General features: G+C 41.2%; 18 protein-coding genes, 1 other RNA gene and 1 pseudogene. 2 read left to right on the plus strand and 18 right to left on the minus strand.

Annotated features, from left to right (window positions below):
* Window positions 1-145: 145 nt before the first annotated feature.
* The 16 genes and pseudogenes from LXO72_RS05740 to LXO72_RS05815 all read right to left on the minus strand — a co-directional run bounded on the left by LXO72_RS05740 (window position 146) and on the right by LXO72_RS05815 (window position 15,535).
* Window positions 146-943 (minus strand): hypothetical protein, encoded by a 798-nt coding sequence (locus LXO72_RS05740; protein WP_023027341.1) that lies wholly within the window; start codon window positions 941-943, stop codon window positions 146-148.
* Between the two features lie 21 nt (window positions 944-964).
* Entirely contained in the window at window positions 965-2,170 is a 1,206-nt protein-coding gene (locus LXO72_RS05745) for a hypothetical protein (RefSeq protein WP_233331786.1), read from the minus strand.
* A 183-nt stretch (window positions 2,171-2,353) separates the two neighbouring features.
* A pseudogene (pgi, locus tag LXO72_RS05750) lies at window positions 2,354-2,830 on the minus strand (glucose-6-phosphate isomerase); the annotation flags it as partial.
* Between the two features lie 440 nt (window positions 2,831-3,270).
* Window positions 3,271-3,642: a PTS glucitol/sorbitol transporter subunit IIA gene (locus LXO72_RS05755; protein ID WP_008808177.1), complete on the minus strand. Its 372-nt coding sequence runs from the start codon at window positions 3,640-3,642 to the stop codon at window positions 3,271-3,273.
* A gap of 98 nt (window positions 3,643-3,740) precedes the next feature.
* Entirely contained in the window at window positions 3,741-4,721 is a 981-nt protein-coding gene (gene srlE, locus LXO72_RS05760; RefSeq protein ID WP_020992831.1) for a PTS glucitol/sorbitol transporter subunit IIB, read from the minus strand.
* Between the two features lie 16 nt (window positions 4,722-4,737).
* Window positions 4,738-5,280, minus strand: coding sequence for a PTS glucitol/sorbitol transporter subunit IIC (gene srlA, locus LXO72_RS05765; RefSeq protein ID WP_023024625.1), 543 nt, complete (start codon window positions 5,278-5,280; stop codon window positions 4,738-4,740).
* Window positions 5,277-5,774, minus strand: coding sequence for a transcriptional regulator GutM (locus LXO72_RS05770; protein ID WP_023024627.1), 498 nt, complete (start codon window positions 5,772-5,774; stop codon window positions 5,277-5,279). Before LXO72_RS05770 ends, srlA begins: the two co-directional genes overlap by 4 nt.
* Window positions 5,774-7,600, minus strand: a complete 1,827-nt coding sequence (locus tag LXO72_RS05775; RefSeq protein WP_117744786.1) for a BglG family transcription antiterminator — start codon at window positions 7,598-7,600, stop codon at window positions 5,774-5,776. The genes LXO72_RS05770 and LXO72_RS05775 overlap by 1 nt, the downstream gene beginning before the upstream one ends.
* A 62-nt stretch (window positions 7,601-7,662) precedes the next feature.
* Window positions 7,663-8,463 (minus strand): SDR family oxidoreductase, encoded by an 801-nt coding sequence (locus LXO72_RS05780; RefSeq protein WP_001000837.1) that lies wholly within the window; start codon window positions 8,461-8,463, stop codon window positions 7,663-7,665.
* 186 nt (window positions 8,464-8,649) lie between these two features.
* On the minus strand, window positions 8,650-9,999 hold the full coding sequence (locus tag LXO72_RS05785; protein WP_008808173.1) for a glucose-6-phosphate isomerase: 1,350 nt from the start codon (window positions 9,997-9,999) through the stop codon (window positions 8,650-8,652).
* Window positions 10,000-10,318: 319 nt separating this feature from the next.
* Window positions 10,319-10,414: signal recognition particle sRNA small type (ffs, locus tag LXO72_RS05790), an RNA gene on the minus strand.
* A 38-nt stretch (window positions 10,415-10,452) separates the two neighbouring features.
* Entirely contained in the window at window positions 10,453-10,962 is a 510-nt protein-coding gene (gene tadA / locus LXO72_RS05795) for a tRNA adenosine(34) deaminase TadA (protein WP_207801603.1), read from the minus strand.
* A 302-nt stretch (window positions 10,963-11,264) separates the two neighbouring features.
* The gene (locus LXO72_RS05800; protein WP_049498605.1) at window positions 11,265-12,842 is read right to left on the minus strand and encodes an ATP-binding cassette domain-containing protein; all 1,578 of its coding nucleotides are present in this window, start codon (window positions 12,840-12,842) and stop codon (window positions 11,265-11,267) included.
* A gap of 144 nt (window positions 12,843-12,986) precedes the next feature.
* Window positions 12,987-13,265 (minus strand): hypothetical protein, encoded by a 279-nt coding sequence (locus tag LXO72_RS05805; protein ID WP_003009004.1) that lies wholly within the window; start codon window positions 13,263-13,265, stop codon window positions 12,987-12,989.
* Between the two features lie 118 nt (window positions 13,266-13,383).
* Window positions 13,384-14,028 carry an HAD family hydrolase gene (locus tag LXO72_RS05810; protein WP_031575622.1) on the minus strand — a complete coding sequence of 215 codons (645 nt, stop codon included), beginning with the start codon at window positions 14,026-14,028 and terminating at the stop codon, window positions 13,384-13,386.
* 214 nt (window positions 14,029-14,242) lie between these two features.
* Window positions 14,243-15,535, minus strand: a complete 1,293-nt coding sequence (locus tag LXO72_RS05815) for an adenylosuccinate synthase (RefSeq protein WP_049522949.1) — start codon at window positions 15,533-15,535, stop codon at window positions 14,243-14,245.
* Between the two features lie 375 nt (window positions 15,536-15,910).
* Between LXO72_RS05815 and hslO the strand changes: the two genes are divergently transcribed.
* Window positions 15,911-16,783 (plus strand): Hsp33 family molecular chaperone HslO, encoded by an 873-nt coding sequence (hslO, locus tag LXO72_RS05820; RefSeq protein WP_023027349.1) that lies wholly within the window; start codon window positions 15,911-15,913, stop codon window positions 16,781-16,783.
* Entirely contained in the window at window positions 16,770-17,750 is a 981-nt protein-coding gene (gene dusB, locus LXO72_RS05825) for a tRNA dihydrouridine synthase DusB (RefSeq protein WP_165851216.1), read from the plus strand. The genes hslO and dusB overlap by 14 nt, the downstream gene beginning before the upstream one ends.
* Before the next feature lie 204 nt (window positions 17,751-17,954).
* Here dusB and LXO72_RS05830 read toward each other — a convergent pair whose 3' ends face one another.
* Window positions 17,955-18,740 (minus strand): NUDIX domain-containing protein, encoded by a 786-nt coding sequence (locus LXO72_RS05830; protein ID WP_233331787.1) that lies wholly within the window; start codon window positions 18,738-18,740, stop codon window positions 17,955-17,957.
* Window positions 18,741-19,523, minus strand: a complete 783-nt coding sequence (gene pnuC / locus LXO72_RS05835; RefSeq protein WP_233331788.1) for a nicotinamide riboside transporter PnuC — start codon at window positions 19,521-19,523, stop codon at window positions 18,741-18,743.

Genomic DNA, 19,523 nt, shown 5'->3' on the forward strand with positions numbered 1-19,523 from the left:
CACTCAACCACTGCGTCTTGCTCGACAATCCAAAGACAATTAAGAGGCTAGGACTTTTGTCCCAGCCTCTTTTCTGGCTTTTAGGTGAATGAATTTTTCTTCCTTCACATCTTTCAAAGAGAATGAATGAAGAGCCCCTTCTTCATCATAATTTTTTTTCAGATAAAAGGAAATCTCCATCAGATTGTCTCACAAAAGTCAACCTATATTCAGAAGAACTTGAGGATTTTATATTTACTGTCATTGTAGTAACAATATCTTTAGTTTTGTAGTCTTCATCTGCAGACATTGAAAGACTAGAAATAGTATGATCCTTAATCACTTCCTTGTAGGATACTCCATCCTTACCAGTTTTAGCATCTCCCACTTTCAGTTTATCATAGTAAGATGAGGTCATAAAATCGTCCTCAGCTTCTTTATGATTCCCTAAATAATAGAGGTTTTTTAAATAGTAATTGTCTCCTTTCTTCTGAAACGTAAGGCGCATTTCACGAACAGTACGATAACTAGTCAGCGTATCATCCTGATCTTCTTGTAACTCGCCCCATTCTAAATCAATTTTATCTTTTCTAAACGTGCCTTTCAAAGCTTTGCCATGTACATCCACAACATCTTCAATGCTTGTTCCTAAATCTGGAGTTTCGTATGTACCAAACTCCAAATCAGCTAAATCATCAATGTTCCAAGAAAATTCTGCTTCTTCCGGATCAATATACTTACCAGCCTGATCTCGTTTTGATTCTCCTGCGTTAGCTGTTGGGTGAAGGGCTGGTTCGCTACTTTTAGCATTTGCTGCACCAAAAGAACGACCAAGAAATAGACCTGCAATGACTCCTAAGACTGCAAAAACACTAACACAAGCGATTAACAGACCTTTCCCTGGCTTCTTTTGATTACCAGTTTCTGGCACACCAAATGGTGCCTGTGATTGATTCATATTCATCTTTCATCTATCTCCTCTATATTAATAACGTTCTGGACCAATGTATAAGAAATCTCCATCTGGTTGTGCTAAGAAGCGCAATGTCTTATAATCGTCACCGACCTTAAAGTTAACGGTTGCAATAACACGAGTAGAGTCATACTTTTCTCCGTCCTCAGTCATTTTTGTTTCTGTTCCAATTCGGACAACATTTGATTTATGCTTTTTCAAAACTTCTGATAGGGAAGTTCCACCTTCACCAGTTTTCTTATCTCCTGTTTTCAGATTTTTGAATTCTTTTGTACTTAACTCACGATCTGCAGAAGTATCTTCATCTTCATCGTCTGCATAGAATTCTTCTAAGTCAAAAGCTTCCACAGTTTTCAAATAATAGTTGCCATCAACTTTTTCAAATCGGAAATAAACATTCTGATGTTCAGCATTCTTTGCGCGATCCCAATAAAGAGTAAGGCTATTCTTATCATACTCTACACTGGAAGCCAATCCATAGGTTTCAACAATCTGATCAGCAGTCAACCCATAACCATCCTTGTTGGTATAACTCAAGGTAGCAAGGTCTTTAAGAGTCCAGGTGAAAACAGTCTCCTTCTTTTCTGTAATGAAGCTGTTTTTTACCTTCCTTGCTTCTTCATTAGCGAGTTCTAAGCGTTTTGTTCGATTAGCATCTGCTTGAGGCTTAGATGAATTTCCCCAGAAATAGCCAGCACCGCCACCAATTAATCCACCAAGAACAAGTGCAAGAAGGGAAAAGACAACAATTTTCGTCCATCCACGCTTCGGTTTTGGCTGAACATTCCATTGCGATTGGAAGGCTTGAGGGTTCCCTTGTTGGTAGAAAGGATTGTTTTCTACCTGAGGAGCTTGGTTTTGGAAAAATTGTCCCTGCCCTCCAGCTTGTGGTCCTTCTACTGGAGAAGACTGTTGAAAGGCTTGCGCTCCTGGTGCGCCAAATGGCTCATAAGCTGTTTGACCATTTTGTGCTCCAAAAGGTTCTTGAACAGTCTGCCCTCCTTGTGCTCCAAAAGGTTCTTGAACGCTTTGACCAGTTTGGGCTTCAAGAGGTGGTTGAACGGTTTGTTCATTTTGTGCTCCAAAAGGTTCTTGAACAGTTTGTCCCTCTTGTGCTCCAAAAGGTTCTTGAACAGTTTGTCCCTCTTGTGCTCCAAAAGGTTCTTGGACAGTTTGTCCCTCTTGTGTTCCAAAAGGTGTCTTGTCTTCTGTTGTCATAATCTCTCCTTTACTAAGAACCTTCGCCCATCATCCTCCCCACTTTTTGTGGCCATAGTTTGACGTGCAAAGTATAAATATCGTAGTTCTACTATATCATAAAACCGTCTACTTTTCCACCTCATTCTGAGATATTGAAAGCGATTAAAAAACGACCTCTTTTGAGATCGTTTTGTCTGTCGATTAAAGGCGAGCGTTGAGTTCTGCTCCAAGTTCTTCAAATCCTGGTTTACCAAGAAGGGCAAACATGTTGCGTTTGTATGCTTCAACACCTGGTTGGTCAAATGGGTTGATGGCATTCAAGTAACCTGAAAGGGCGATAGCCAACTCAAAGAAGTAGATAGTGTAGCCAAGAGTGAAGGCATCTTGCTCAGGAAGAGTTACGTACATGTTTGGTACGTCACCGTCAGTGTGGGCAAGAAGAACACCGTCAGTCGCTTTTTTGTTTACGAAGTCAACGTCTTTTCCTTGGAGGTAACCAAGTCCATCAAGGTCTTCTTCCAATGTAGGGATGATCACGTTCTTACGTGGTTTATCCACACGGACAACTGTTTCAAACATGATACGAGTTCCTTCTTGGATAAATTGACCCAATGAGTGCAAGTCTGTTGAGAAGTTAGCTGAAGTTGGGTAAATCCCTTTTTGGTCTTTCCCTTCTGTTCAGGCACCCCTTATGGATGCATCTGCTGGAAATTCCCTTGCACTGGCTGGCTAGTTTGATTGACTTCAAGCTCTTTGCGCTTGACCCTGACCGTCTTTTTCTGGCATGTTTTTATCCTTATAAATTTTGTTGATTTGTCATATTGCGAAAACATTGAAAAACAATGACAAATTTTACAATATTAAAACATAAATTATTTTCCCTATCAAAAAGGGAGTGGGAAAGAACTTCAAACAAGTTAAAAAGTTCATCTTCCCACCCCCGCACAGTTGATCAGGCAATCTTTGGGGCTTAAAAAGCGAAGGAAGATGCCAATCAACCACTGCGTCATCTATTTTTTCTAATTTAGACCCAGAAGCCTGGACTTTTTGTCCAAGCTCTGAATCAATTTTTTAGACTTTTATTTTTCTAAATTGCTTGATTTTAAATTTTGTTATGGTCAAGCAGTTTCGAAAATCTGAATGGTAGAGTCCTTTTCAATTACTACTGCTTGGTCTGCTGCAACATGGAGAGTGCCCGGCAGGCTGCCCTCTTTTGAACCATCAAAAGAAATAGTGATATGGCCCAGTCCAGTTAAATTTTTTTCTACTACATTTCCTACTGCAGTAATCGAATATTCCTGACTATCTACGACCAGCTTTCCACCTTCTAGTATTGCACCTAGAAGATTTTTGTTATCGATTTTAAAACAATACTCTGCTAAGTCTTCTGGAGCTTCTTCTCCAAATAAAATGAGCATATTAGCGTCTTGAATCATATTCTGAGCTTCAGGCCCCACTTGAATTACTTTAGCTTCAAAAATTTTCTTCATCTAATTCCTATTCATCCTTTCTCAAATCTGTCATAAACTTATGTTTGTAGATAAGTTTAACATAATAGTTGCTATATTTACGTGCATCTATCAAAGGTCTACTGATAAAGGCCAATACTAGCTATCCAAGCTACTAGCACCCGCGGAACACCATTGAGAAAGCGTGAATAAAGCACAGAAGGGACACCAACCTCAACTGTTTCAGCCTTGGCTTCAGATAGACCGAGTGCTACAGGAATGAAATCACAACCGTTTTGAGTGTTGATAGCAAATATAGCTGGCAGAGCCATTTGGGGCGGAATATTCCCTTTGCCGATTTCAACTCCAATTAAGGTTCCAATAATCTGACTGATAACAGCTCCGGGGCCTAACAAAGGAGATAGGAATGGCAAGGAACAGATAAAGCCAATCAAAATGAGTCCCCAGATGTTCCCAGCTAGGGGAACCATTAATTTTGCCAGCCAATTTCCAACACCTGAACCTTGAATAACCCCAATCAGCAAGGAAACAAAGGCCATGAAAGGAATGATCGTATTGAGCATTGTTTGTATGGCTTCACGAGCAGCCTGGTTGAAAGTCGCAACGACCTTCCCAGCACCCATCCCAATTCTTGCTACAATACTTGTTTCAGCTTTTTGCTCTGTAATTTTTTTACTAGTATCGTAAGTTGGCTTTTCTGTTACCACAGTTGTCGCTTTTTCGTCTTCATTAGCAGCAGAAATTTGATTAAGACCAACTGCTGACACATAGATTTCCTCGGTTATATATTGAGCTAGAGGCCCACTTTTCCCTGTAGCGACAATATTTATTGTAGGGATCCCCTTTTTAGGATAAATACCACAGCGAAGAGTACCGCCACAATCCACGATTGCTAAAGCAATTTCCTCATCTGGGATAGAAGTTTTAAACCCATTAACAGCTTCCATACCGGTCAAATCAGCAATTTTATCTACAATATCTGGCTTTTCTCCTCCGCCAGTGATATAGATGAATTTATGCTTAGCTTCACTAGGTGTAATGACCAAAGGTCCTCCGAAACCGCCATTTCCTTTAACAACTTTTATACTCTTATATGACATAATTTCACTCTTTCTATCAATCAAATGTTTTACTCAAGGTAACACCTTGCTGTTTTGCTACATAAGCAGTTGTAAAATCGGTCACCCAACCGCCTACAAAGTTCATGACAAGCCCAACAAGCATGTAACGAATGGCTAAGTCCATTTGACTTAAACCTAAAGTTTGAATTCCTGTTGCAATTCCCATCCATACAAACAATTCCCCAGGATTGATATGCGGAAATACACCATTTGAAGTATGGCAGAACTGCATCTGAGCTGCTACAAAACTAGGTTTATAATATTCTGGTAAGAAACGTCCCATACTGATTGCCATCGGATTCCCCAGCATAAAGGCTGAAATGAAAGGTAAAATCATATACCGGCTAACAGGATTTTTGGCAGAAATCTTAGCCAGGGAATTGACCTTCTCTTCTCCCAAGAAAGCGATAAGGGTATTCATTGCAATCAATAGCATTAAGACAAGCGGTACAATATTTGTCATCCAGCTAATAAAGGTTTCTCCACCTAATTGGAAGAGTTTCATAAAACTCTCTGCAAAATTTGTAATGTGATTCATAAGGAACTCCCTTTCTTATTTTTTTTTAATAACTGTTTAATAGATAATTGTAAGTAATTCGCATAAAAGCCGAATCCCAGAAAAGAATCAGATGAACTTGTCTCTTTCTCAATACCTGCCTCATGCCAAAGATAGACTTTTCTAGCATCTTCTATGGCTGATTGCATCAACTTATTTTCTTTTCTCACAAGAGGATTATACTTGTCAAAATAATGGATGTCTTCTCCAACATAATCGTCCATATTTTGAAAACGTGCTAAGATTGTGACTCCTTGCATTTTGCTAGCTTTAAGAACCCGACCGTTTTCATCAACCGCGAACATGACAATCGTACCGGATTTGATTCTTCCGGACTTCCTGCCAATCGCTACGCGCCCCAGTCTTCGGAGCATCGTATAGGTCTTATTGAAGTCTTTGAGTTGCTGCCAGCCGAGGAACATTTGAAATATATAAGCTGCCATGATAAATACAGCGAAAATTATTAGCGAATTCATTAAAATACTCCTTTGCTCTTAGAAAATGATAGAAACTCTGTCTCTGTTTCTACAGCCCTCAATGCTTCTTTTAGAGAAGGCTCTCCTGCAATTCGAAAAATGTCGTCATACAATTCCAGCAATTCACTCTCCATTTTGCTTTCAATTTCTGAGGGAATGGCGACTAGAAAGATAAATTCAATCCAATCATCTCCTTTTTGATAGGGCTCTTCTAGCTTTCCAAACATTAAAATAGTTTTTGCATAACCCTGGTTAATTGTATGGGGGAAGGCAATTCCTCCACCAAAAATGGTTGATTGTTTTTTATCCCTATCAATTATCCGATTTCTAAAACCTTCATCAATCATCTGAAGTTTCTCTAACTCTGCAACCATATTTAGCAAGTATTGCTGATAGGTTTTTTGGGGACTCAACCGAAGAAAACGTAAGCTGACTGTTTCTAGATTTTTTTGATGAAAAGCATTGACCCTCTGCCATTCTTCCTGCAGCCATTGATCATCAAAAAGATGATTAACTTGAATGACTGGAGATTTAGAATCTTTATATTTTAGAGGAACTGTCGTAAAAATCGCGAAATAGTCCTGATTCAAATCCAGATTAAAATCCTCTTCAGAATACTGAGTAATGTCTACATCATTTCCAAGTATTCGTCTGAGTTGCTGAATAATCATCGCAGCAGTTCCTCTTCCTGTTGTGCAAACTACAGCTATCTGCTTGCGAGAACCATTTACAACAGAGTTTTGCTTTCTTAAAATCATTTCAAAATACAAAGCCAGATATCCGATTTCAGATAATTCCAATTCAGAACCAAAAATTGCAGATAGTTCTTCTCCAGCAATTTTCGCCATTTCAAAAGCAAAAGGATATTGAGTTTGAACCTCGCCATGGAATATATCATTAGCTTGCACATGGAAAATCAGTCGATTGATTAAGGGGCCTAGATGAGACTTGATTTCTTCAAATAATTCTTCATCATCAAAGTTAACCAACATTGTTTCTTTGACTTTCTTGACAATCCCTTGAAAAATGTTTGCAAGCTGTTCAGATTGATAAGACGGCTTGCTTAAAGTGTCAATAAAACGGATATTAAACGGAAAACACAAAAAGTCTATCTCAAACTGACTGAGGGAAATCTTATAAGTCATCTCAATATGATAGATTAATTTTTCAACCAAAGGTGTCTCTGTTAAATCATTCCTATAGTAAGGAATAGGGCAACTCAACACCCTAGATGCATGAATACGCTCCACCATAATTGAAATTGTCTTTCGAAGGAGTTCCTTTGTTTCTTTCGGGATTTTATACTCCTGGACTAGCGTCTCCAGAAAAGAAGATGTTGCCTCGGTGAGTGTCTTTCCTTCAAAGTAAGGGGCCACTTGGTGAATATAGAGCAAGCGCAAATTCAGCTCGGACCCCAAGACCTCCAGCCCACGGTTGGGCTTTCCTGAAATAGTGATAGAGTAACTCTCTGCCAAAGATTTTACTTGTTTTAAATCCTTATTAAGGGTACTTCTACTAACACCTGCTTCCTCAGCCAAGTCGTCAATAAGAAGAGGGGAGGTTGACTTAATTAAACGTTTTAGTAAATAGGCAATTCTTTTACTGGAAGAATTGAAGTCACTCTCCCGTTTTAAACTACCAGATAAAATCCTTTCCAACTCAGTATAGTCATACACCTCTAACATTAACTTATCATCTTGTGAGATAATCTGGATACTCGGAGCCAAAACATCATTTAATTGTTGGATACTCTTTTGCAAGGTTTGCATACTAATATCCAGCTCTGAGCGCATATCTACCAAGGAATAAGTTGGCTGTGAGACCATTTTTTCTAAAATGTTATACCATCGATTTACTATGGTCAACTCTCTTCCTCACCTTCATTTTTTTAACCGCGAGTTTTCCCTCCGGCAATATTTGTAGTGACTCCAGTTATATAGCTAGAACGGTCTGAAATATAGAATGCTACAAGGTCAGCTACTTCCCGTAGTTTACCACTTCGTCCCAAAGGAGTTGTTGAAGTTGAAGCATAACCAGCTCGAATATCTTCTACCGTCTTTCCACGGGTATAAGCAAGAGCTTCCTCATAAGAAAGAGTTCGAAGTCCCGTAGCTTCCATAATTCCTGGAGCAATTCCAACCACACGTACACCATGCTTACCCAGCTCTTTTGCCCATGAACGAGTGTAACTATAGACTGCTGCTTTTGTGGCAGCATAGGCACTTTGTCCTTCAGAACCTTCCAAGCCTGCTTCTGAAGCCATGTTCACAATTACACCTTTTCCATTTTTCACTAAAATACGTCCCACTGCCTGACTAACCAGATACAAACCTTTTTGATTAATCATCGTTACTTTTTCGAACGTCTCATCGTCCAATTCGTAAGGACCTTTAGGATTTTCTGCATCGATTAATAATCTAGGGATATTAATCCCTGCATTATTGACCACTGCATCAATATTGCCAAATCTTTCAACTATTTTGGCAACACCCTCTTCTACTTCAGAGCGAGAAGTTACATCAACTTTTACAAATAATAGATTTGGATGACGCAAATCGTTGTCGCTAAGATCGAAATTCGCTACATTGACACCTAATTCCAGCAATTCTTCAACAATTGCCTTACCGATCCCAGATGACGCGCCAGTCACAAGAACTGTTTTGCCTTTTATGTTTAACCAATCATTCATTTTGATACCTCTCAAATTTTATTTACAAGGCAATTATATAGCGCTTTCATAAAAGAATTAAGACACTCTTTTTTATACTGTTCAAAAAAATAATAAACTAATTATGAGGCTTGTACTAAAAAATCCACAAGAAATGAACTTGTGGATCTCTTTTTATACTCTAAATGAACTCAAGGCATATAAGAATCAAAGGCGTGCATTCAACTCAGCACCCAGCTCTTCAAAGCCTGGTTTTCCAAGAAGGGCAAACATGTTTTTCTTATAAGCCTCAACTCCAGGCTGGTCAAATGGATTGATACCATTCAGGTAGCCAGAAAGAGCAATAGCCAACTCAAAGAAGTAAATAGTGTAGCCCAAAGTGAACTCATCTTGCTCAGGCAGTGTCACAAACATATTTGGAACTCCACCATCAGTGTGTGCTAACAGCACTCCATCTGTAGCTTTTTTATTGACAAAGTCAACATCTTTTCCTTGCAAGTAGCCAAGACCGTCCAAGTCTTCTGCCAATTCAGGAATCAGCACATTTTTGCGAGGTTTATCTACACGTACAACTGTTTCAAAGAGGATACGGGTACCTTCCTGGATAAATTGTCCCAGAGAGTGCAAGTCTGTTGAGAAGTTGGCTGAAGTTGGGTAAATCCCTTTTTGGTCTTTCCCTTCTGACTCACCAGCCAGTTGCTTCCACCACTCAGAGAAGTATTGTAGAGATGGTTCATAGTTAGCTAGAACTTCTGTCAGATAACCTTTACGGTACAAGATATTGCGTACAACTGCATATTGATATGCTTCATTTTCAGCCAACTTATCAGAAGCATAAGCCTTGCGAGCAGCATTTGCTCCTTCCATTAACTTGCTGATATCAGCCCCTGCAGCTGCGATTGGCAAGAGTCCCACTGCTGTCAATACTGTAAAACGACCACCTACACTATCAGGCACTACAAAAGTATCCCAGCCATTAGCATCTGCTTCAACCTTAACTGCACCTTTAGCGCGGTCTGTAGTTGCATAAATCCGTTTATTTGCTTCTTCCTGACCATACTTCTTAACCAAGAGTTCTTTGAAGACACGGAAAGCAATAGCAGGCTCTGTAGTCGTTCCTGACTTAGAAATAACGTTGACAGAGAAATCTTTGTCTGATACATAGTCTACCAAATCAGCCAAATAGCTTGAAGAAATAGAATTTCCAGCATAGAGGATTTGAGGTGCCTTGCGTTCTTCCTTGCTTTGTAGATTTACAAAAGAATTATTCAAGAAATCAATAGCTGCACGAGCTCCTAAATAGGAACCACCAATACCGATTACGATCAATACCTCACTATCAGATTGGATTTTAGCAGCAGCCTTTTGAATACGAGCAAATTCATCTTTGTCATATTCTTCAGGCAAGTTCAACCAGCCAGTCATTTCTGCCCCAGGACCTGTACCATTTCGCAGAGCAGAATCTGCAGCAGTCACTTGAGGCTGCATATAATCTAGTTCATGTGGTGCTACAAATTTATCTAACACCTTTGAGTAGTCAAATTTAATATGTGACATGTTTATCCTCCAATTGTTCTTTTCTTTTATGATAACGCTTTAAGAAAAAATAAGCAAGTGCTTTCGCTATTTTAAAACGTTTACATTTGTATTCTATACTATTTTTCTAAATAAGCTAACCTTAGGACATAACCGAGAGCAATCGTTTGCGTGAGTCAACAAATTTTAGGCCTATTTAGGCCTATTGAGAAGAACAATTTTGATTGACAAGAAAACAAATATGCTTCTTAAGATTGGATGTCAGCTGAATTCATTTCAGGTCCGTTCAAACTAGATTCGCTGCTCCAATATTCATCTGCACCTTTTAGGCTTGACTCATCAAGAGCAATAGAAAAGAGCACACAGTTCACTTCGCTTAGGGCTGCTGGATTCCTCCCCTGACCCGCTTCACGCAGAACTGTTGCTCCGATAGGTATTATATCATAATTTGTTCGATTTGCAAAGGTCCGGTTTTTATTCTTGTGTTTCGGCCTTGGCTGCGAGTTTGGCTTGTTTTTTTCGTTCTCGACCTTGGCGAAAAAAGGTCTGCATGATGGCTGCACATTCTGCTTCCAAGATTCCTGTTTCTACTTCGACTCGGTGATTGAGACGTTCATCTGTCAAAATGTCGTAGAGACTCCCTGCTCCACCGAACTTCTGATTGGTCGCCCCGTAAATCACCTGGGGAATCCGAGCTAGACCAATGGCACCACTACACATGACACAGGGCTCAATCGTGACAAAAAGCGTCGTATCCAGCAGGCGCCAGCTATTTTCACGCTGATTGGCCTCCTCGATCGCCATGATTTCCGCATGCATGACCGCCCGCTGCAGCTCCTCACGCGCATTATGTCCACGCCCGATAATCTGACCATCCTTGACCAAGACACAGCCAATCGGTATTTCATCATTGGCGAGGGCAATTTCCGCCTCCTTCAGGGCTTCCCTCATAAACATCGCTTTTTCCTCTATCGTGTAGTCCATCTCTTCCTTCTTCCTTTTAGTTTCTTTGTTCATTATACCATAGGCAGCTTACGACTCACAAAAAAAGCCGCCGATTGGGCGACTCTTATGGGAGATTATTATGAAAAAGTTTAGGAGGTTTAAACAAAGTTAGGAGGTCTTTGTTTATGCTTCTAGTATAGCTGGCCTATCTTAAATAAAGCTTAAGTTCTCTGAGTATTGATGATTTTGGAAATATCACCACTTAGAATCTCAAAAATATCTGACAAATTGCTGGCTTACTACTATCCGCTTTGTCGCAGAACCAACTATTGTGGCATCGCTCATCCTTTACGTAACTCAAGGATTTGGTCATAGCGCTCTTCTTCATCAATATGATGGGCTATTTCTAGTACCGTGATCGGCAAAGAAAAGATTAGGTCTCTAACCAGACGACTATTTTTTTCGTCCAAAGCTGATGTCACTTCGTCCGCTAATAAAATATCCTTCTCGCGTAAGAGAAAACGAGCCAACTCTAATCTGACACGCTGACCTCCTGAAATGTTTTCACCATTATTATGAATTTCTACATTCAAAATATCCTGAAATTCATCTATTAAGCCAACTCGGTCCAATACCTCCAATAATTCATGGTCCTGAAAAGGCTGACCAAAAGTTAGATTATAGCGGATAGTATCGTTAAACAGGAAGGGATGCTGGCTAATTAAACCGATATTCCCTTGGAAATGACTCGTTATTTGATTTCCATCATACTGAACGAAAATGTCACCCTCATCACATACTTCTTCTCCTAAAATCAAGCGAAAAAGAGTCGTCTTTCCAGACCCGCTCGGTCCTTTGATTAAGACCTTCTGACCTACTGAAATCGTCGCCGTCAAATCAGAAAAAAGCTGACGTTCAGCAAAACTTTTTGAAATATGATTTAAGCGCAACGATTCGAGATTTTCAACAAATTGATCCTTTGTCTCTTCGAAATCAGGTTCTTCCTCGATAATCTTAAACAGGCGGTTCGCAGTCGGCAAGGCACCTTGGAGATTGGCTGCACTGTACATCAGAGTTTGGATCGGTTCTACCAGCATCCCCGCAGCAACATACATAGAGATGAGGCTTGTAATAGAAATAGAATTTCCCTGTAAACTCAAATAAAAGCCTAAAGCAAGAGGAACAACCTGACTAAAAAAGACCATAAATCCATTAAAGAAAAAAATAATATTATGTGTGAAACAAAATCTTTGGATGGCTTTTTGATATTCTCCGTTTAAATCATTCACGCGCTCTTCATTCAGCCTCATGGCCTGATTAATCCGTAAGGTTTGGCTGCCTTGCATACTATCCGAGACAAGCCCATGTAATTTCGTTCTAAGCTTGGACCAGCTGTCTCCCGAATCTTGTAAACGACGATTCATGATGAACTGAGGAATAGGTCTCATAATCGTAAAAATGACAAAAATAAGTCCTAAGAGAAAATTTTGTGAAACAATATAAATGGCTGTAACAAGGGCGACAAATCCCCAACTCACCATAACATTTATATTTTCCAAATAATTATCGCCCACATATTCCATATCTTGAGTTAGCAGACTAACTTTTTCATCATTGGAAAATTTAGGATTCAATATGACTTTCTTAAATAAAAGGGCACGGACACTTTTGTTGATTTCTCTTCGGAATATATTGTGCGAATGGTTTGAAAACAGCATCAGACTATAAATAACAAGATAGACAGACAAACCAAATAAAACAAAATTGAGAATTTTTCCATAAGAAAGGCCGTCTTGATCTAACTTCAAGGCCTTCGTTAAAATCAGAGGTTGCGCCAACACCAAACCACTATTCACAATACGCCCTAAAAAAATAGGAAAAAGATACTTCTTATCAATGTACTTATAAATATTTCTCATAATTATCATCCATCAAAATAGAGGGCTAGCACAACCCTCTTCTCTAATTTATTTAAAATCGTGATTATTTACAATCACAATTATAGTTAAATACTCTAGGTTTAGCATTCATTTTGTCATCGAATTTGTTATTCACTTTAACCTTCACCGAAAATTACAATCTCCATGTGTCAAAATTGTTAGTTCCAATAATTCAGCATCTGTATCGCTTATTTTAGATAGATACTTTTCGACCTCATACTCACCCTCACTTAAATATTTATTTTTATCAAGATAAGCATGAAACTCTTTCCTAATCACATCATTGCTGTCGACTACTCTATTCAATTCATTCGTAAGAAAAAATGAATGATTGGTTTTAGTATTAAAATACAACGTACCATCATCAGTACTATATTTTAATATATATCGTGACAAATTCATATTATCACCTCTTAATCTGTGTGACTTAACCTACAGTAAGTATACACCGATAGAAATATTAAATAAAGCAATATTCAGCAGATTAGAAAAGTTCCAACTTTTAATATTTTGGAAAAGGTTATCCTATAAAAGCTGCAATTTCGCCAACTTCTTGAGCAATATAGGTGGCGCCGGCTTCTTCCAATTCTTCCCTGCTTCCAAAGCCATAAAGGACACCGATAGAATCAAACTTTTGCGCTTGAGCGCCAAGCACATCGTGCTCCCTGTCTCCAATCATGATGGTATGCGCCAAATCTGTAATCCCATTTTGCTCCAAGGCATACTGGATAACATCGCTTTTTTTACTACGTTTTCTATCCATGGTCGCACCAGCGACAAAGTCAAAATAATCATACAAACCAAAGTGTTTGAGAATTTGAATGGAAAATTCTTCAGGCTTTGACGTAGCTACAATCAACTGTTTGCCAGCCTGCTTGAGAGAAGCCAGCAAGTCAGGAACGCCTAGATAGACCTCATTTTCATAAAGGCCTTTTTCGGAAAAATACTCATGATAGTAGTCAATGGCCTTTAAACATTCTTCCTTAGAAAATCCATAAAAGCGCTCAAAAGACTCCTGCAAGGGCGGACCGATGAAAACTCTCAATGCTTTCTTGTCTGGCACTTGAATCCCATATTTTCCTAAGGCATAGGCCACCGAGTTGGTAATCCCTAGTTCTGAATTGGTCAAGGTGCCGTCTAGGTCAAATAAAATCGTTTGATACATTTTTTCCTCTTTCTGCTTTCAAAAAGAGGCTGGGACAAAAGTCCTAGCCTCTCAATTGTCTTTGGATTGTCGAGCAAGACGCAGTGGTTGAGTGGGCTCTACTACGCTGATTTCATCAGCTTTTACAGCCCTACTCAACTGTGCGGAGGTGGGACGATGAAATCGAATTCTAACGAATGACCGATTTCTGTCCCACTCTCTTATCTTCATTTGCTTATAAACTAGACCACACACTTTCAAGGATATTGGTTTGGTCACGATCTGGTCCGACTGAGAAGGTTGAAATGCGCACACCAACTAATTCACCGACACGGCGGACATAGTTGCGGGCATTTTCTGGAAGCTCATCCAAGTGGCGGACACCTGTGATGTCTTCTGACCAGCCTGGTAATTCTTCATAGATTGGTTTGCAACGTTTGAGTTGCTCCAAGCTTGCTGGGTAGTGGTCGATGCGTTCCCCATCCAAGTCGTAGGCTACACAGATTTTCACTGTATCCAAGCCGGACAGAACGTCGATCGAGTTCAAGCTAAGGTTGGTAATTCCTGACACGCGGCGGCTATGGCGCATGACAACTGAGTCAAACCAACCAACACGACGAGGACGACCGGTTGTTGTCCCATACTCATGCCCCACTTCACGGATCCGGTCCCCCACTTCATCAAAGAGTTCTGTAGGGAATGGTCCGTCACCGACACGGCTGGTATAGGCTTTACATACACCGACAACCTTGTCGATCTTGCTTGGGCCGACACCTGATCCGATGGTCACCCCACCAGCAACTGGGTTTGATGAAGTAACAAATGGATAAGTTCCTTGGTCGATATCCAACATAACCCCTTGGGCTCCTTCAAAGAGCACGCGCTTGCCGTTATCCAAAGCATCGTTCAAGATGACAGAAGTATCGGTTACATATTGTTTGATTTGTTGACCATATTCATAGTATTCTTCGAAGATATCGTCAAAGGAAAGAGCCTCTGCTTCATAGAGTTTGGTAAATTGACGGTTCTTTTCTTCCAAGTTGATGCGCAGGCGTTCTGCAAAGACGTCGCGGTCCAAAAGATCCGCGATCCGGATTCCCACACGCGCAGCCTTGTCCATGTAAGCTGGTCCAATCCCTTTGATGGTCGTTCCGATTTTGTTGTCCCCTTTTGACTCTTCTTGGAGACGGTCCAATTCGATATGGTAAGGGAGGATGACATGGGCGCGGTCTGAAATGCGCAAACTGTCTGTTGTCACACCTTCTTCATGAAGATAAGCCAACTCTTTGACCAATGATTTAGGATTGATCACAACCCCATTCCCAATGACAGAAATCTTTTCAGGGAAGAAGATACCTGAAGGAATCAAGTGCAACTTGAATTTTTTGCCGTCGATCACGATGGTGTGACCGGCATTGTCCCCACCTTGGTAACGCGCAATGACTTCTGCATTGGCTGATAGGAAGTCTGTAATCTTCCCTTTTCCTTCATCACCCCATTGGGTTCCTACTACAACAACTGATGTCATAATTCTTTTTCATATACCATAGATAGTTCCCTATCTATGCCTTTCTTCAAACTAGGGGCAGGAGTCTCACCTGCAAGTTTGTCTTACACCCTATTATAAGAAATTTCCTCTTTTTTTTCAAGGTCAGCTATTTCTTTGCTTGGTTTTTTACCCTTAAAAGTTGTCTCTCATTTTCTAAACATCCATCTTTTGGCCTTCATATCCCAGCTTATACAATGATCGTTCGTCTTTTACCTTCTTTTCTCCCTAAATTAGATCTTATTCTTTTCAGTTTTTAAGCAAGGTTCTCCTCAGAAAGATTTTTTCCCTTTCAAGTCTAAATAAATCAAGTTACTCCCTTCACCTCTTTTCTTTTTTTATGCTAAAATAGAAGCTATGGACAAAATTATTAAAACTATCTCAGAAAGTGGCTCCTTCCGTGCCTTTGTACTTGACAGTACAGAGACCGTGCGAGCAGCCCAAGAACACCATCAGACACAAGCAAGCTCAACAGTGGCCCTCGGTCGGACCCTGATCGCTAGCCAAATTTTAGCGGCCAATGAAAAGGGAAATACCAAGATTACGGTGAAAATCCTAGGTACTAGCTCACTGGGGGCTATTATCACTGTGGCAGATACTCAAGGAAACGTCAAAGGCTACGTTCAAAATCCTGGTGTGGATATCAAGAAAACAGCGACTGGTGAAGTTGTGGTCGGACCATTCGTCGGAAATGGGGAATTCCTAGTGATTACCGACTACGGCACAGGCAATCCTTACCACTCCATGACGCCCCTGGTCACTGGAGAAATCGGTGAAGACCTGGCTTATTATTTGACTGAAAGCCAACAAACGCCATCTGCAGTGGGGCTCAATGTTCTACTCGACGAAGAAGACAAGGTCAAGGTTGCTGGTGGTTTCTTGGTGCAGGTCTTGCCAAATGCCAAGGAAGAAGAAATTGCCCGCTTTGAAAAACGTATCCAAGAAATGCCGGCCATTTCTACCCTTTTAGCGTCTGACGACCATATTGAAGCTCTTCTTGCTGCCATCTATGGCGAAGATCCCTACAAACGTCTCTCTGAAGAAGAACTTCGTTTCCAATGCGACTGTAGCAAGGAACGTTTCATGGATGCCTTGGCTAGCTTACCAGCCAAAGACCTTCAAGAAATGAAGGACGAAGACCAGGGAGCGGAAATTGTTTGCCAATTCTGTCAGACAGCTTATCACTTTGACGAAAACGACTTGGAGGAACTCATTCGTGACAAATCTTAATACACCTTTTATGATTGGGAACGTCGAGATCCCAAACCGGACGGTCCTAGCACCTATGGCCGGTGTGACCAACTCCGCTTTCCGGACGATTGCTAAGGAACTGGGAGCAGGGCTTGTAGTCATGGAAATGGTCTCTGATAAAGGAATCCAATACAATAACGAAAAGACCCTGCATATGCTCCATATCGATGAAGGAGAAAATCCTGTATCGATCCAACTTTTCGGGAGCGACGAAGATAGCCTAGCACGCGCAGCAGAATTTATCCAAGAAAATACCAAGACCGATATCGTTGATATCAACATGGGCTGCCCAGTGAATAAAATCGTGAAAAACGAGGCGGGTGCTATGTGGCTCAAGGACCCTGATAAGATCTACTCCATTATCAACAAGGTCCAATCCGTCCTTGATATCCCTCTCACTGTCAAAATGCGGACAGGTTGGTCAGATCCTTCTCTAGCAGTGGAGAATGCCCTAGCAGCTGAAGCGGCTGGTGTTTCTGCCCTTGCTATGCACGGACGGACCCGGGAGCAAATGTACACTGGTCACGCTGACCTTGAGACCCTTCACAAGGTTGCGCAAGCTCTGACCAAGATTCCATTTATCGCAAACGGAGACATCCGGACGGTTCAAGACGCCAAGCAACGCATCGAAGAAGTCGGTGCAGATGCGGTCATGATTGGCCGTGCCGCTATGGGCAATCCTTACCTTTTCCATCAAATCAATCACTACTTTGAAACAGGAGAAATCCTGCCTGATTTGACCTTCGAAGACAAGATGAAGATTGCTTATGAGCACTTGAAGCGCTTGATCAATCTGAAAGGCGAGCACATTGCCGTCCGCGAATTCCGTGGCTTAGCCCCTCACTACCTCCGTGGTACCTCAGGCGCAGCCAAACTACGCGGAGCCATCTCGCAAGCAAGCACTCTGGCTGAGATTGAAGAACTTCTTCAATTAGAAAAAGCTTAATGACAAAAAGAGAGTGGGACAGAAATCGGTAATTCGTTAGAATTCGATTTCGTCGTCCCACCTCCGCACAGTTGAGTAGGGCTGTAAAAGCGATGAAATCAGCGTAGTAGAGCCCACTCAACCACTGCGTCTTGCTCGACAATCCAAAAACAATTGAGAGGCTAGGACTTTTGTCCCAGCCTCTTTTGTATCTTATTGATCCGCTTAAGATTCGCTTTCTTTCCAGCGATAGGTCTTGCGCGGTTTTTTCTTAGGTACCCGCTTAACCCCCACTTCTTCAACGTAAGAACCATAGGTCACAAGGAAATTATTGGTCAAAATTTCTTTATCTGGATGAATCAGATTCACCAACTCGGTTGCTTCGTATACGGTGAAAGGCTCTTCTAGAAGATGGAGGAAGGTTGGATTCCAGGCCAAGCGCCCTTGGATCCGCTTGATGGATTCTTGGACAATCTCATAGTGGTCAAAGGCGAAATCTTCAGCTGTCAAGACACGGCCATCTAGAGAACATTCCCCATGTTTGAAGTCCACATCGAGAAAGAGAACTTCTTTGGCATCATCTCCAGCTCGGACCATATCTACTGCTTCAGCTGGCAAATAAACCAAGTGAGCAATGGTAATGACCCAACCCCGAGGGTCCCGACCAGGAGTAGAAACTGTCATTAGTTGCTCGACCTTTTGAGGGGTCAATTCTAGTCCAACTTCTTCCTGGACTTCACGGATACAAGCCTGGATAGCATCTTCATGCTTTTGCAAGAATCCTCCAACCAAGGCCACCCGATGCTGACAAGGATGCGTTTTCCGACGAATCACTAAGAGTTTTAGGCGCCCCTCCACAAAGCAGTAGGCCACCATATCTGCTGTCACACTTGGATTTTCATAGGTGGGGTGATCCTGCTCCTTATACCAACGAAGGAATTCTTCCTCGCTGACGACCGTCTCGTAGTATTCCTTTTCATTCATCCCTTCCGGAATGCTGATTGTTGCCATCTAAGCAACCTCCTTTTTCACTGCTTTACTCCATTGGTACCAACCAACCAAACTATTGAGGGTGTAGACCCAATACATTCCCTGAATATGGATACTTTCTCCCCACCAGAGGTAGATACTGAAGAGGTTGGTCGCAATCCAGAAAATCCACTGTTCGCGATAGAGACCGGTCATGAGAAGTTGACCGACTCCATTGGTCGCATCTGTCACACTATCACGGAAAGGTCGAGCGCTGTGGATGCTTTTATAAGCATAACCCATCCCTATCCAAATGAGAGCAGTTAGGACCAAATACTTGATCCATTCCATTAAGGTTAATTTCTTGGCCTCAAAGTGAGACTCTTCTGCTCCTCCTTGGTCATTGATCCGATTCGACAACCAGACATAGAGACCGATTGGTTGCATCACGAAGAAGTACAAGGTTGTCAGAACTTCTCCATAGAAGTTTTTGTTCAAGGCTAGGATGAGGTAAATCGCTGAGTTAACTGCTCCAAAGAGATAGTTACTAGCCCGACCTTCTGCTACTAGTATAACACAAACGATTCCTGTCCAGGAGGCAAAGAGCCCTAACCAATCGTGACTTGCTTCCTGATTGGTAAACTCTAAGACAAAGGGCACGCTAGATAAAGCAAGCAAATAGAGCCATTGTGTCAAAGTGCGACCAGCGAATAGGTCTTTCCAAAGGAGTTTCATAATCCCTACGAAGCCAAGTTTGCCAGCTTCCCGATGGACATTTTTTAAATGCTCTCCAAATGTTTGAATTTTTTCTTGTAGTCGTTTCAT

It is taken from the genome of Streptococcus sp. XMC, from assembly GCF_021341835.1.
Lineage (GTDB): Bacteria > Bacillota > Bacilli > Lactobacillales > Streptococcaceae > Streptococcus.